This window comes from Bacillus sp. cl96 (genome assembly GCF_900100505.1).
GTDB classification, from domain to species: Bacteria; Bacillota; Bacilli; order Bacillales; family Bacillaceae_G; genus Bacillus_A; species Bacillus_A cereus.
The window spans coordinates 17786-32105 of record NZ_FNDM01000020.1; the positions used below are offsets into that span (position 1 = coordinate 17786).

The following is a 14320-nucleotide window of genomic DNA, read 5'->3' on the forward strand; positions in this document are numbered from 1 at the left end:
AATATAAGATTTCGACGAAAGGGCAACTATTTTTATGGTTGCTCTTTTTGATGTGAAAGAAGGTGAGTAATATGAAGTGATTTGATGGATTAATAGGTCTTTAGCTTCTAGTTATATTTAGTAAAGTAGTAGTTTTACAGGCGAAAATAATAGAAAAATAAGGAGATGTTTAATGATGAGTTTATTAGCTGCTTCAGTCAAAACAAAGAATTTGCCACAACAGGTGTTACGTTGGCAATCAATGGTAGAAAGCGAATGTTCTGCACAAGGTGTACCTGAGTTAGTTCCTTACGTGCTTGGAATTATTATGGTGGAAAGTGGAGGGAATTCTGAAACGACACCTGATATTATGCAATCCAGTGAATCACAAGGGTGGGCAATGAATACAATTAAAAACCCGAAAGATTCAATTTATTACGGAGTGAAGCATTTAAAGGGTGCTTTTGATGATGCGAAGAAAAATGGAATTACAGATTTAAGTGCCATTGTTCAATCATATAATTTTGGACGAGCTTACCTTCGCTGGTTAGCATCTAACAATAAACAGCATTCATTACCGGTGGCAGATCTGTATTCTAAAACGGTTGTTGCGCCATCACTTGGAAATACGACCGGTGCTATGGTGAAATATAGTAACCCTATCGCTGTTGCCTACAATGGTGGTTATCGATATAAAAACGGGGGGAATTTCTTCTACTCTGAAATTGTTAAACAATATGTAGATTTTGATGGAGGAACTGGTGGTGGTGTGCCGCAACCAGAGGGTATTGGATTTGCCAAATCAAAGTATCCAGAGGGATTTGGTGTTAACTATCATGATAAACCACATGGCTCTTTTCAAGGACGTTTTACAACAGCAGCGGAAGTATTATATTGGGGTGCCTACTGGGGAGCAGATGGTGATGTTTGGTTAGATTTAGGTAGAAGTCGTTGGGTAAAGGCTGAACATTATAATTACTGGCCTTTCAAAGCAGTATCAAAGTATCCAGAAGGATGGGGAGTAAATTATTACGATGGTATTGATGGTCCATATAAAGGTAGAATTTCTTCAAAAGCGCCTGTCATGATTTATGCTCGTAAAGAAGGATGGATTGATGTTGGTAGAAATAGTTGGGCGCCAGAAGAACATTTTGATATTTTAGATATTCGATAAAAGGGTAGTAAAATTAGTTGAACAATGATTCATTGCTTATTCAAAATATCCAGTAGTTTATGGTATTAACACATATGATGGTCCTAATAGGAATTATACAGGTAATGTAGATGGATTTGTTCCATATAGGGTTTATGCACGACAAGATGGTTGATTTGATATTGGAAATGGTGCGTGGTTAAAAGAAGAACATTTTGATGTTAGGTAACGGCGGAGAGCTTTTCATTCTGTTCATCTTTAGATTTGAAAAACTATAATATATTAGAAAAATAATAAATATAGACAGTGAACGAAGGTGCTCATTTAAGTACCTTTTTTATATTTTGTAAAAATAGAAAGGAAGATTAATATGGCAAAATTTATTTATCCAACGGATACAACAAGAGTAACAAGTGGTTTTAGGGGTGACAGACCAGATCACCATGGGGTAGACCTTGCTGAATCGGGTTATCATCCGATTTATGCAGCGGCTAGCGGACAAGTTAGTCGTTCTTATCTTTCATCCAGTTATGGTGAATGTATTATGATTGTGCATACTATTGATGGAGTTACATGGGAAACTGTATACGCTCATATGCGTAGTGGTTCTCGAACGGTTAAAGAAGGCGATTACGTTATACAGGGACAAACAATTGGAGTAATGGGAGAAACGGGGCAGGCCAGTGGCCAACACTTACATTTTGAATTGCATAAAGGACGCTGGAATGTTAGTAAGAGTGATGCTGTGAACCCGTTAGACTACTTGGGCAAAGGTGGCGGAAACGGTGTGCCGCAACCAGAGGGTATTGGATTTGCCAAATCAAAGTATCCAGAAGGGTTTGGTGTTAACTATCATGATAAACCACACGGCTCTTTTCAAGGACGTTTTACAACAGCAGCGGAAGTATTATATTGGGGTGCCTACTGGGGAGCAGATGGTGATGTTTGGTTAGATTTAGGTAGAAGTCGTTGGGTAAAGGCTGAACATTATAATTACTGGCCTTTCAAAGCAGTATCAAAGTATCCAGAAGGATGGGGAGTAAATTATTACGATGGTATTGATGGTCCATATAAAGGTAGAATTTCTTCAAAAGCGCCTATCATGATTTATGCTCGTAAAGAAGGATGGATTGATGTTGGTAGAAATAGTTGGGCACCTGAAGAACATTTTGATATTTTAGACATTCGATGAAAGGTTTAGAGTCACTCATATGAGTGGCTCTTTATTTTGGAATCTGGGCATGACAGAGGAAGAAAAATGGCGGTGTGTACTGAACTAAGTTGTTTTCGTGTCTCGATTCGAGAATGAAAGGAGTAGTTTAGTGACTAATTTGTTTAAAGGCTGCTGCATAAACGCTGTGACTATTCTATGTAAAGATATTACAAAGCACTTAGTCAAGTTACCAAAGAAAAAATGATTCGAAATTTTAGAGGAGCAAATTATATCTAGCTTTGCCAAGGGTGAAAAGTACTAAAAAAGTATGGGGCAATACCATGAAATTACAAGGAATCTTAGAGAGGTTCTACAATCATAATTACTGTGAAAAATACAAAAGGTGAAATAGATAAAACAGTGACTAAAATGCAACAGACAAATGAAGAGTTTAACAAATCCATAGAAATATTAACGAAAAAAAGTGAAATCACAAACGAATTAAACACAGTAAAAATTCCTACAAAAGTTGATGGTGCGGGCTCTATTGAGGGACATATAGATGAGACAGATAAAAAAGAAGGAACTCAATAATGAAACGCAAAGCCAAGCATATGTAATATAGGATTTTTAATTTTAAATTAAATAAGAAGTGGGAAAGAGGTGGAAATATGGATGGTTTACAAGAGGTGCAAAGTAATGTTCAGGAAATAAGGCAAGATATTAAGGATATACGATTAGAGATTAGAAGTTTAGAAATGCGGACGACAGGTAATGAAAAAGATATTATTAATATCAATAAGCAATTAGATAAAATCAGTGCTAATACAACTTGGATCTTACGCCTTATTATCGGTGGAATAATTGGAGTTGCTCTTACCTTCTTTTTGAAAGGGGGAGGTATGTAATGATTGAAATTACGGCAATGATTGGGGTTGTTGTAGGAATTTCACAAATTGCAAAAACAACTGGACTGCAAACAAAATATATCCCAGTATTTAATTTGACGCTTGGCATTACGTTAGGCGTTTTATTTTTGTCTCAAGATACCAAAATGAATATATTTCAAGGAATAATTATCGGATTATCAGCAAGTGGATTATTTGATCATACGAAAATTATGAAAAAGGATGACAATAAGCAATGAAAAAGAAATGCAAATATATTTTATCCATATTTGTTACTATGATTTTAATAGTAACAATTGAAACCAATGCATTTGCTGATAGAACGCTACTTATTCCTGAATTGCCTAAGCAACCTTTCCGTTATGGTGTTGGTGCTTTTGAAGGTGTTGTGGCACATTCTACAGCTACCCCTGAGGCGCCAGCAATTAATATTCAAAAATATGAGTCTCGTACATGGCGTTCGGCATTTGTTCATTATGCAGTTGATTGGGAAGAAAAGATTCAAATAGCATCTATTAAATATCGTGCATGGGGGGCAGGTCCAGCAGCAAATACTAGATTTGTTCATGTTGAATTGTGTGAGACAAGTGATTCATCCAAATTCAAACGTTCTTATGAGCGATATGTAAAGTTAATTGGAGAAATCTTGCGAGAACGAAATATTCATCCTTCTAAGGGCCTATGGACACATAAGGATGTTACCTATAAATTAGGTGGAACAGATCATGAGGACCCTCTTGATTATCTTCGTAGTCATGGTGTATCTGAGGCTAAATTTCGAGCGGATGTGTTAAATGTCTATAACAGTGATTCAGTTGCGGTTGATGCTAAACCACAAGAGTCAAATGATTTACCTAGCATAGTGGAGGCGAATGGTGTTGTAAATATTGAGGGATACAATGTAAACTTGCGTTCTGGACCATCAACTAAGAACAAAGTCATTCGTAAACTACAAAAGGGTGAGACATATAAAGTAGGTAAGAAGGTAGGAGATTGGTTAGATATTGGAAGTAATCAGTGGATTTATTATGATTCCTCATATATCCGTTACAAGGGGATGGATGCTTCTACATTAGTTGGTAAAAAGGTTATTTCCAAAGTGGACAATCTACGATTCTATGAATCCCTATCTTGGCAGGATAAAGATGTTGCTGGTACTGTAAATATAGGATTAGGATTCACTATTGATGCTAAAGTAAGTGTAAATGGATCTCCACAATATAAAGTACACAACAGCAAAGGGAAAACATACTATTTAACAGCAAATGAAATTTATATATATGTGAAATAAAAAAAGACCGCCTGTAATAGGTGGTCTTTTTTTATTTATTATATTCGTAATTTCTATGAGTTCTAAATCAATTGATTTTTCTATTTTCAAAGTTCAATCAATTTGTCTATGTACCAATGAGTTTGTACTCCTATATATCAATTCTATTTTGAGGATGGTCTAATATTATTTATTTCTATTTAATATAGACTGAAGAGACTGTTCTACCTTACACATTTCACCTAATATAGGATTATCATAATAACTACAAGAGTCGAGATGTGCTCAAACGCTATCAAAAATCTTGAAATCTAGTCTGGATAGTAAAGAAAGTTCTTTAGTTTCTAATATAACGACAGCTGCTTTGTAATGTTTATTTATATCATCAATCATTCTTTCCAAGATGTTAATAATATTATTTATTTGTTTTTTAATTCAGTAATATTTTTAGCATGCATTAGTATTTAAATACCTCTATTTTAAGTGTTTATTTGGTGCTTTTTGTATATCGATAATCCATTTTAAAGGCCAATTTTGTAGAAGTAAAACTGGATCCACCACCTTTAAACTTGCTCCCACTTATTTTGGATTTTTAGCGCAATTTAAAACTTGTTAAATTCAGAGGATATATTCCATACATAAGTTCACCGATGGGAACGCGGTCGGTATATGTCCCTATACGAAAAGAAAAGCTTTGATACTATGGTATCCGGACTTTTCTTTTCGCGGGCAAAAGAGGCGCTTGTGAAATGTCTGAAAAAATCAAAGAGATTATTTGAGGTGGTACCGTATATTTTTAATTTAATGTAAAAGGTTTAATCATTTTGCAGTTCAGGAAGAGGTGGTTGAACAAGTGTTTAATATGCGTGGTAGCTGTGAACATATATAGAATAATTGTATTGTATGTTTTGCTCGACGTTTGATGTTGTGAGTGTGAATAGTGCTAAATATAAAAATGAAAAATACAGTACCTTGCAATAAATAATACCAAGTGGTATATTATGGATAAAACAGGTACCGTGTATTGAACAGTACTAAGATAGGAAAGGAGGATGGCACTTGAACGTTCAGTTTAAAAAAGGTGTGCTTGAACTTTGTGTATTAGCACTTGTAAAACGTAAAGATAGTTACGGTTATGAACTTGTTCAGCAAATTTCTAATAAATTTTTAATATCGGAAGGGTCAGTATACCCTTTATTACGTCGTTTGACGAAAGAAGGGTATTTTCAAACGTATTTAAAGGAATCTACGGAAGGGCCACCTCGTAAATATTATCAATTAACAGAGCAAGGGGAGACGCAATTTCATTTGTTAGTAACAGAATGGCGTGATTTTGCGAAAGGGGTACAAGAAATTATTGAAGGGGTGGAATGGGATGAGTAAAGAAGGGTTTCTTAAAGAATTATCAAGTTATCTTAGAAAGTTACCAGAGGAAGAGAGGCAAGATATTTTATTGGATTATGAAGAGCACTTTCAGTTTGGACTAGAAGAGGGGAAAACTGAATCGGAAATAATACAGAGCCTTGGTTCTCCGAAAGTAATCGCGAAAGAATTACTTGCGATGTATCGCTTCGATGAAATGAAAAAAAATCCATCGACTTCAAATGTGACAAGAGCTGTTATGGCAGCGATTGGACTTAGTTTGTTTAATTTTATTATTGTGTTAGGCCCGTTAGTCGCAATTATTGCTTTTATATTTTCTTTTTGGATCGGTGGTATTGCTAGTGTAGTAACACCATTTTTCATTATTGGAAAAGTATTTATGGGTACTTTTATATGGTTGGATCTTTTCGTTAGTATAACGTTTGTTGGGGTAGGTTTATTGTTATGTATTATCGCTTTTTATAGTACAAAGTGGTTTAAGAGATTGTGTGTACGATATGTAATATGGAACTTCAAAATGATAAAAGGAGAGTAAATGATGAAAAAACTATTTTTAATCGCTATCGCTTGTATCATTATTGGAGTAATAGGAATTTCCCAAACATATGAAAAAGCAGTACAAACTGCTGAAAAAGGCGATAAAGAAAATGTAATTAAAAACGAAACATTAAAAAATATAGAAGTTAAGTTAGATGCCGGGGATATTATTGTCCAAAAATCTCCTGACTCTTCTTTTTATGTAAAGCAATCGGGAGATGTACGTAAACAAGAGATTCGTATCGCAGAAGATGGTGACACATTAAAAATTATTGGGGAAAGAGAAAAAGGTGCTTCATTTGATTTTTCTTTTTACGATTTTAGGTTTCAAACGTCTAAATTGACTCTCCTTGTGCCCGAACGCTCTTACCAAGATGTAAAAGTAAATTCATCTGCTGGACAAATCGAAATGAGTGATGTGAAAAGTGATAGCGTAAGTGTTAGAACACTTGCTGGAGAAGTAGAGTTGAAACAAGTAACGGCTAAGAATGTGGAGGGATCGACAAAAGCTGGTGAGGTGAACTTTAAGAAGGTATTAGGGAAAGTGACCGCAAAAACAACAAGTGGGGAAATAAATATTCAAGATCATGATTCTAAGTATAATCTAGAAGCAAGTTCAACTGCGGGAGATATAGATATTACTTTATCGGAAAAACCACAAGATGCGGTAATTACTGGGCAAAGTGCTGCTGGAGATGTAACAATTTTTAATGAAGAAAATAAAAATGTAACAATTGGAAATGGCAGTAAAAAGATTAGCGGTAAAACGGCTGCGGGAGATGTGACGATTGAAACTCGTTAATAAGAAATAGAATGCATGGAAATCTATCAAAATACAAAAAGAAGATAATTACCGTATATAAATAAGGTAATTATCTTCTTTTTTTTATTTTTAATGTAAATCACGATATACGCCAATTACTTTCCCGATAACTGACACTTGTTTTAAAATGATAGGTTCTAATGAAGAGTTTTCTGGTTGTAGACGGAAATGGTCTTTTTCTTTATAGAAACGTTTAACTGTTGCTTCGTTATCCTCTGTTAAAGCGACTACAATTTCACCATTATATGCAGACTGCTGTTGGCGAACAACAACTAAATCTCCATCGAAAATACCAGCTTCAATCATACTATCTCCAGAAATACGTAACATGAACACTTGGTCTGCTCCAGCAACAATACTAGCTGGAAGTGGGAAATGTTCTTCTACGCTTTCGACCGCTGTAATTGGTAAACCAGCAGTGACTTTTCCGACAATTGGAACTTGAATAACAGATTGTGTTTCCGTATCCATTCGGTCTTCACCTAAAATTTCAATTGCACGTGGTTTTGTTGGATCGCGTCGAATGTATCCTTTTTCTTCTAATCGTGATAAATGTCCGTGCACTGTAGAACTAGAAGCGAGGCCGACTGCTTGACCAATTTCACGTACGGAAGGTGGATATCCTTTTTCTTGTACTTTTAGCTTAATAAAGTCGAGAATGTCTTGCTGGCGTTTCGTTAACTTTTCCATGTTTTCTAACACCTCGTTTTCTTTCATTTTTCTTATTAATAAGTATAACATGTGAAAAAACATTCTACAAACATAAGTTCGAACAAATGGCGGATTTATGTTACACTATAGGGAAATAATAGGGAGAAAGAGGGGTTCAAAATGAATGCAATTATTTATGCACGTGTGAGTACAACGAAAGAAGCGCAAGAAACATCATTATTACGTCAAAAAGATGAATTATTGCATTTAGCTGAGCGCTATCAAATGAATGTTACTAAGGTGATTGAAGAGCAGGCTAGTGGATATATAATTGAACGTGACGGTATATTAGAGGTGTTGGATACAATTCGAGACGAACAAATTGATGTGTTACTTATACAAGATGAAACGCGTCTTGGTAGAGGAAATGCGAAGATCGCGTTAATGCATTGTTTACATAAAGAAGGCATAAAAGTATATACGCATACACATAATGGTGAATTACAATTGTCGGATTCTGATTCAATGGTATTAGATATTATTGGTATTGTTGAAGAATATCAAAGAAAGATTCATAATTTGAAAATTAAACGTGGTATGCAACGTGCAGTAGAAAAAGGTTATCGTCCAGAAAAAAATTTAAAAAATCGTCATTTAAGTGTAGGAAGAGAGAAAAAAGAAGTGCCAATTGAGGAAATTGTACGTTTGCGAAAAAGTGAACTCACGTTTGAAGAAATTGCAGCAACATTACGTGGATTTGGTCATAATGTTTCAAAGGCGACTGTACATCGTAGATATGTAGAGTATACGAAGCAATTGCTTGATAAAGAAGAGTAACTATTGTATGATAATAATCAGTTTTGATTAGAAGGGGGATTCGAGATGATTAATCACGAACTCGTTGAACGCATTAACTTCTTAGCGAAAAAAGCAAAAGCTGAAGGTTTAACTGAAGAAGAGCAACGTGAGCGTCAATCGCTACGTGAACAATATTTAAAAGGATTTCGTCAAAATATGTTAAACGAACTTAAAGGTATTAAAGTTGTTAACGAAGAAGGTACAGATGTTACACCGACGAAATTAAAAGCTTTAAAAAAGCAAGATAATGCAAGATTAAATTAAAAGATGGGCGAAGCCCATCTTTTTTATATTTAAAAATCGTTATTTAATAACTTTCCAGTTGTTATTAACTGTTGCTTCTATCGTTTTATGTTCCAATATATAATTAGCGATAAGTTCAGACATATCTGTGGGGATATCTTTTACTACCGGTTTGTTTTGAAACATAAAGAAATTTCCCCCGCCACTTGCACGATAATTATTCATTACAACGTCATATTCTTCATTCATATTAAGAGGAGCACTGTTATGCTGTAAAGATTCTACTCTTTCACCAATTGGTTTTGAAATGTTTAATACGTATGAAATCCCTTCCCACATATCATAATTATAATGTTGTGGCTTTGGTTCTATGTAGGTAGGACTTACGGTGATGGATCCATCTGTTTTTAATGTAAAATAAGAAGCAGAGAGTTCAAGAGCATTTTTTATGTCCGCTCCAGTTAGTCTAATTACTTTTAATGTGTTCGGATAAATATAATTAGAAACGATGTCACGCATTGTTACATGTTCCGGGAAACCTGGAGATGTATTATGGAACAAACTTGTACAAGAAATTGATACATTAGCTATATCCATCTGTATTTTATTTATGAATTCGATAAAAGGATGATCATGCAAACGAGTTTGCATAGCATCTGAAATTTGCATATCCCCCTGAATGATTCCAATAGGTTGATCAAGCCACTTTTGTGTTTTCTCTTCATAATCGGCTACCAATGAAAGTGCATCTTGGTCAGCCTCAACTCCTTGTACAGATAATAATTCAGAAGAACTCTCTTTTTTAACCCATTTATGTTTTGTTTTTTCGAATGTTATTTTTACTTTTCCAACTGAGTTTCCATTACATCCGGTCTGTAAAATTGTTACACCGTTAGCCATTGTGTGAGCAATTTCCCGGTGTTGGTGGCCTGTTAATAAAATATCTATGTCTTCAATTTCATGGCACATTGCATATCCTTGGTTTTCTCCTGTTAAAACTTCAGTCGGTACCCCGGTTTGTAAATCTCGTTCAACTCCCCCGTGATACGCTACGACTAGTAAATCTGGTTTCTCATGTTTGCGAATGTAAGAAACCCACTTTTTCGTTGTTTCTAATGCATCTTCAAATTGTAAGTCTTTAATGTGATGGGGTTGTTCCCAATTGGTAATGTAGTGCGTTGTCACCCCTAAAATAGCAATTTTTATATTGGATTCAATCTGTTTGATTATATAAGGTTTTCCGAAATAAGGTTTCTTTATGTTTTTATCTAAAATGTTTGCTGATAGGTACGGGAAGTTCGCAGTAGTCACAGCATTATTTAATATACCCATCCCGTAATTAAACTCATGATTGCCGATAATTGCAGCGTCATACTGTAAGTAATTCGCTAATAAGGACATTGGGTTTTTTTTGTTTTTTTCGTATGTAACATAATGATAAGTAAATGGTGTTCCTTGAATAAAGTCGCCATTATCAATTAAAAGAACGTTTGTATTTTGGGAACGTTCTTTTTTTATAAGAGTAGAAATTTTAGCTAAACCAAGTTCTGCTGGGGAGTTATCTTGGTAGTGAATAGGATAAACAGTGCCATGTATATCGCTTGTTAATAAGATGTTTAAAGTTACAGTTTGATTTTGTTCCAATATGACTCACCTTTTCTATTGTTATCTTCCAATTCATCATATCAAATATGTGAAGAGAATTTTAATGTGAGTGTATAGAATGTGTAAAGATTCTGTAAATAATCAATTATTTGTAAAAATATGTGATATATTTCTTCATGTTTATGAAAGGTTATTTTATAACAATGAAAAATGGAGGCATTAATATGTTGAAAAAAGTTTTTGCAATGAGCACAACAGTTGTACTAGCAGCGGGATTATTAAGTGGCTGTGGAACGAAGGAATCAAGTGCAAGTAAAAATGAAGATACGAAAAAAGGGTATGTACCGAAGACTTTAAATGTTCAATTTGTTCCTTCTCAAAATGCAGATACGTTAGAGGCGAAGGCAAAACCGCTTGAGAAGCTATTAAGTGATAAGTTAAATATTCCAGTAAAAGTTAGTATTTCAACGAACTACAATACAATTGTAGAAGCGATGGCATCTAAACAAGTAGATGTAGGATTTTTACCGCCAACAGCGTACGTATTAGCACATGAAAAGAAGGCTGCAAATGTAATTTTACAAGCACAACGTTTTGGAGTAGAGGATGAAACAGGAGCTCCTACAAAAGATTTAGTAGATTATTATAAATCTGAGTTTGTTGTTAAAAAAGACTCTAATATAAATAGTGTAAAAGATTTAAAAGGTAAAAAGATTGGTTATCAAGACGTAACATCATCAGCAGGGTATGTATGGCCTGCAGCTGTTCTATTAAAAGAGGGAATTGATCCGTTAAAAGATGTGAAACCTGTTACATTAAAAGGTCACGATCAGTCGCTTATTGCTCTTTTAAATGGTGACGTAGATGCAGCTGTTGTATTCCAAGATGCTCGTAATATTGTAAAAAAAGATTATCCGAATATATTCGAGCAAACGAAAATAGTGAAATTTACGGAGAAAATTCCAAACGATACGATTTCGGTACGTTCTGATTTAGATGAAGAGTGGAGCAAGAAATTACAGGATGCTTTCATTGAAATTGGAAAAAATGAGGAAGGTCACAAAATCATTAAAGAAGTATATTCACATGAAGGATATGTTAAATCTGATGATAGTAAATTTGACATCGTTCGTGAATATGGGAAGAAAGTAAAAACGCAATAATACATATGGAAATGGCAGCTAGCTGAAAGGGAATGTTTTCAGTTAGTTTGCCGTTTTGAATACATAGAAGGTAGGTAAGATGTGTGATAGAATTTCGAAATGTCTCCAAAGTGTATCCAAATGGTACAAAAGGATTGAATAATATAAACTTGAAAATTCAAAAAGGTGAGTTTGTTATAATGGTAGGGCTGTCCGGAGCTGGAAAGTCTACACTTCTAAAATCGGTAAATCGTCTTCATGAGATTACAGAAGGCGAAATCATGATTGAATGTGAGTCTATTACTGCTGCAAAAGGAAAAGATTTACGACGTATGCGCCGGGATATTGGTATGATCTTTCAAAGTTTTAACCTTGTAAAGCGATCAACAGTATTGAAGAATGTATTAGCTGGCCGTGTTGGATATCATTCGACATTGCGTACAACGTTAGGTTTGTTTCCGAAAGAGGATGTGGAGCTCGCATTTCAAGCGTTAAAAAGAGTGAATATTTTAGAAAAAGCATATGCACGTGCTGATGAATTATCAGGAGGACAACAACAACGTGTATCGATAGCTAGAGCATTGGCGCAAGAAGCAAAAATCATATTGGCAGATGAACCTGTTGCGTCGTTAGATCCGCTAACAACAAAGCAAGTATTAGATGATTTAAAGAAAATTAATGAAGATTTTGGAATTACAACAATTGTAAACTTACATTCTATTGCTTTAGCTAGGCAATATGCGACGCGTATTATTGGATTACATGCAGGCGAAATTGTTTTTGATGGTTTAGTAGAAGCAGCAACGGATGAAAAGTTTGCTGAAATTTATGGTGACGTAGCACAGAAAAGTGAATTGTTAGAGGTGGCAGCTAAATGAATGATGTGACGATATATTCGAAGTCGATACCGAAGCCGCCGAGTAAGTTAAAACATATGTTAACGTTTATTCTATTCATTTTACTGTTGTGGGGAAGTAGTATACAGGTCGACGCATCATTTTCAAAGCTAGTAGTTGGTTTTCCTAATATAATGGATTTGTTAAAAGAAATGGTGCCGCCAGATTGGAGTTATTTTCAAGTTATTACAACAGCAATGTTAGATACAATACGTATGGCGATTATTGGGACGACTTTAGGAGCGATTTTAGCTATTCCACTTGCACTGTTTGCGGCAAGTAATGTGTTTACTAGTACATTTTTATACAGTCCAGCTCGATTGATTTTAAATTTTATTCGAACGATACCAGATTTATTATTAGCGGCAATTTTCGTAGCTATTTTTGGAATAGGACCACTTCCGGGTATTTTAGCTCTTACTTTTTTCTCAATTGGGCTCGTGGCGAAATTGTTGTATGAATCAATTGAATCAATTGACCCTGGCCCACTAGAAGCGATGACAGCTGTAGGGGCTAATAAGGTGCAATGGATTGTTTATGGAGTCATTCCACAAGTAAAAGCACACTTTGTTTCCTATGTACTATATACATTTGAGGTGAATGTACGGGCAGCGGCTGTCCTAGGTTTAGTAGGAGCAGGTGGTATTGGACTATATTATGATCGTACACTTGGATTTTTACAATATCAACAAACCGCATCTATTATCATCTATACTCTTGTTGTTGTATTGGTAATTGATTATGTAAGTACATTGTTGCGGGAGAAATTATAATGAGTAAAACGACGATAATCGTACCAAAACCGAAGAAACCGAGTGTGTATCGCTCGTTTATTTTTATAGCACTTACATTTGTTTATATATGGGCTTTTTCAGGAGTACCGCTAGAGGGAATAAAGGAAACGGCGGGAGAAATTACAAAAGCAATTATGACAGGGATATTGACTCCAGACTGGGCGTATGTATCTTTGCCAGATGGTGAAGATTTATTACATGGATTAATTGATACGTTGGCAATTGCGATATTAGGTACATTTATTTCTGCATTTTTATCTGTTCCGTTTGCTTTTTGGGCGGCAACGAATATGAGTAGTGGAAAATTAACTTCAGGATTTGGGAAATTTGTACTTAGTTTTGTTCGTACGTTTCCTGAATTAGTTATGGCTCTTTTATTTATAAAAGCTGTTGGTCCAGGCTCTTTTGCAGGAGTATTAGCCTTAGGATTGCATTCTATTGGAATGTTAGGAAAACTATATTCAGAAGGAATTGAAAACATAGATAAAGGACCGACGGAAGCGTTACTAGCAACAGGAGCAAATCGTTTTCAAATACTTTGGTATGCGGTGTTACCGCAAGTGTTACCAGATTTTCTATCGTATACGTTATACAGATTTGAAATTAATGTACGATCCGCTGCGATTTTAGGAGTTATCGGAGCAGGAGGGATTGGTACACCTTTAATTTTTGCGCTGAGTTCACGGAATTGGTCTCGTGTTGGTATTATTTTATTAGGTATTATTTTAATGGTAATTATAATTGATTTGATTTCAAGCTCGATTCGGAAACGGATTGTTTAACTTATTTGAAAAGCATCGAAGTTAGATGCTTTTTTATGTTTTTAAAAACGTATTTAAAAAAGTAAGTATAGAAGAAATTTGTATAAATATACAGATAATTCCCTTTCTTTTTAAAATAAAAATAATAAAAAAGTATGTCATAT

The 14320-nt window shown here is 34.8% G+C and carries 17 protein-coding genes; 15 read left to right on the forward strand and 2 right to left on the reverse strand.

Annotated elements, in window-relative coordinates; all coding sequences use genetic code 11:
* Nucleotides 1-175: 175 nt before the first annotated feature.
* The 9 genes from BLT20_RS27290 (at nt 176) to BLT20_RS27330 (ending at nt 7185) form a co-directional block, all read left to right on the forward strand.
* Nucleotides 176-1153 carry a lysozyme family protein gene (locus BLT20_RS27290; protein ID WP_025921790.1) on the forward strand — a complete coding sequence of 326 codons (978 nt, stop codon included), beginning with the start codon at nt 176-178 and terminating at the stop codon, nt 1151-1153.
* 349 nt (nt 1154-1502) lie between these two features.
* Nucleotides 1503-2324: a M23 family metallopeptidase gene (locus BLT20_RS27295; protein WP_001051360.1), complete on the forward strand. Its 822-nt coding sequence runs from the start codon at nt 1503-1505 to the stop codon at nt 2322-2324.
* Between the two features lie 348 nt (nt 2325-2672).
* Complete coding sequence (locus BLT20_RS27300) at nt 2673-2879, forward strand: hypothetical protein (RefSeq protein ID WP_002026207.1); 207 nt, start codon at nt 2673-2675, stop codon at nt 2877-2879.
* Between the two features lie 77 nt (nt 2880-2956).
* The gene (locus BLT20_RS27305; RefSeq protein WP_000348875.1) at nt 2957-3193 is read left to right on the forward strand and encodes a hemolysin XhlA family protein; all 237 of its coding nucleotides are present in this window, start codon (nt 2957-2959) and stop codon (nt 3191-3193) included.
* Entirely contained in the window at nt 3193-3432 is a 240-nt protein-coding gene (locus tag BLT20_RS27310) for a holin (RefSeq protein WP_000570187.1), read from the forward strand. The genes BLT20_RS27305 and BLT20_RS27310 overlap by 1 nt, the downstream gene beginning before the upstream one ends.
* On the forward strand, nt 3429-4484 hold the full coding sequence (locus BLT20_RS27315; protein WP_000725955.1) for an N-acetylmuramoyl-L-alanine amidase: 1056 nt from the start codon (nt 3429-3431) through the stop codon (nt 4482-4484). The genes BLT20_RS27310 and BLT20_RS27315 overlap by 4 nt, the downstream gene beginning before the upstream one ends.
* A gap of 1038 nt (nt 4485-5522) precedes the next feature.
* Nucleotides 5523-5846, forward strand: coding sequence for a PadR family transcriptional regulator (locus tag BLT20_RS27320; RefSeq protein ID WP_001102628.1), 324 nt, complete (start codon nt 5523-5525; stop codon nt 5844-5846).
* Nucleotides 5839-6381: a DUF1700 domain-containing protein gene (locus tag BLT20_RS27325; RefSeq protein ID WP_000031387.1), complete on the forward strand. Its 543-nt coding sequence runs from the start codon at nt 5839-5841 to the stop codon at nt 6379-6381. Before BLT20_RS27320 ends, BLT20_RS27325 begins: the two co-directional genes overlap by 8 nt.
* A complete protein-coding gene (locus BLT20_RS27330; RefSeq protein ID WP_000976237.1) occupies nt 6382-7185 on the forward strand; it encodes a DUF4097 family beta strand repeat-containing protein in 804 nt (267 codons plus the stop codon).
* A gap of 90 nt (nt 7186-7275) precedes the next feature.
* On the opposite strand, the gene lexA is transcribed toward BLT20_RS27330, so the two are convergent.
* Entirely contained in the window at nt 7276-7896 is a 621-nt protein-coding gene (lexA, locus tag BLT20_RS27335) for a transcriptional repressor LexA (RefSeq protein ID WP_000413738.1), read from the reverse strand.
* 141 nt (nt 7897-8037) lie between these two features.
* Here lexA and BLT20_RS27340 point away from each other — a divergent pair, with 141 nt between their 5' ends.
* Together BLT20_RS27340 and BLT20_RS27345 are read left to right on the forward strand one after the other, a co-directional pair.
* Nucleotides 8038-8694 (forward strand): YneB family resolvase-like protein, encoded by a 657-nt coding sequence (locus tag BLT20_RS27340; RefSeq protein WP_000991468.1) that lies wholly within the window; start codon nt 8038-8040, stop codon nt 8692-8694.
* Nucleotides 8695-8739: 45 nt separating this feature from the next.
* Complete coding sequence (locus BLT20_RS27345; RefSeq protein ID WP_000607016.1) at nt 8740-8979, forward strand: DUF896 domain-containing protein; 240 nt, start codon at nt 8740-8742, stop codon at nt 8977-8979.
* Nucleotides 8980-9018: 39 nt separating this feature from the next.
* Here the strand turns inward: BLT20_RS27345 and BLT20_RS27350 are convergent, their stop codons facing one another.
* Complete coding sequence (locus tag BLT20_RS27350; RefSeq protein ID WP_000437455.1) at nt 9019-10602, reverse strand: bifunctional metallophosphatase/5'-nucleotidase; 1584 nt, start codon at nt 10600-10602, stop codon at nt 9019-9021.
* A gap of 185 nt (nt 10603-10787) precedes the next feature.
* Here BLT20_RS27350 and BLT20_RS27355 point away from each other — a divergent pair, with 185 nt between their 5' ends.
* The 4 genes from BLT20_RS27355 (at nt 10788) to phnE (BLT20_RS27370) (ending at nt 14177) form a co-directional block, all read left to right on the forward strand.
* A complete protein-coding gene (locus BLT20_RS27355) occupies nt 10788-11726 on the forward strand; it encodes a phosphate/phosphite/phosphonate ABC transporter substrate-binding protein (protein WP_000915065.1) in 939 nt (312 codons plus the stop codon).
* Between the two features lie 83 nt (nt 11727-11809).
* Nucleotides 11810-12583 (forward strand): phosphonate ABC transporter ATP-binding protein, encoded by a 774-nt coding sequence (gene phnC, locus BLT20_RS27360; RefSeq protein ID WP_000569240.1) that lies wholly within the window; start codon nt 11810-11812, stop codon nt 12581-12583.
* A complete protein-coding gene (gene phnE, locus BLT20_RS27365) occupies nt 12580-13374 on the forward strand; it encodes a phosphonate ABC transporter, permease protein PhnE (RefSeq protein WP_001000763.1) in 795 nt (264 codons plus the stop codon). The genes phnC and phnE (BLT20_RS27365) overlap by 4 nt, the downstream gene beginning before the upstream one ends.
* Entirely contained in the window at nt 13374-14177 is an 804-nt protein-coding gene (gene phnE, locus BLT20_RS27370) for a phosphonate ABC transporter, permease protein PhnE (protein WP_000047894.1), read from the forward strand. Before phnE (BLT20_RS27365) ends, phnE (BLT20_RS27370) begins: the two co-directional genes overlap by 1 nt.
* Nucleotides 14178-14320: the final 143 nt, after the last annotated feature.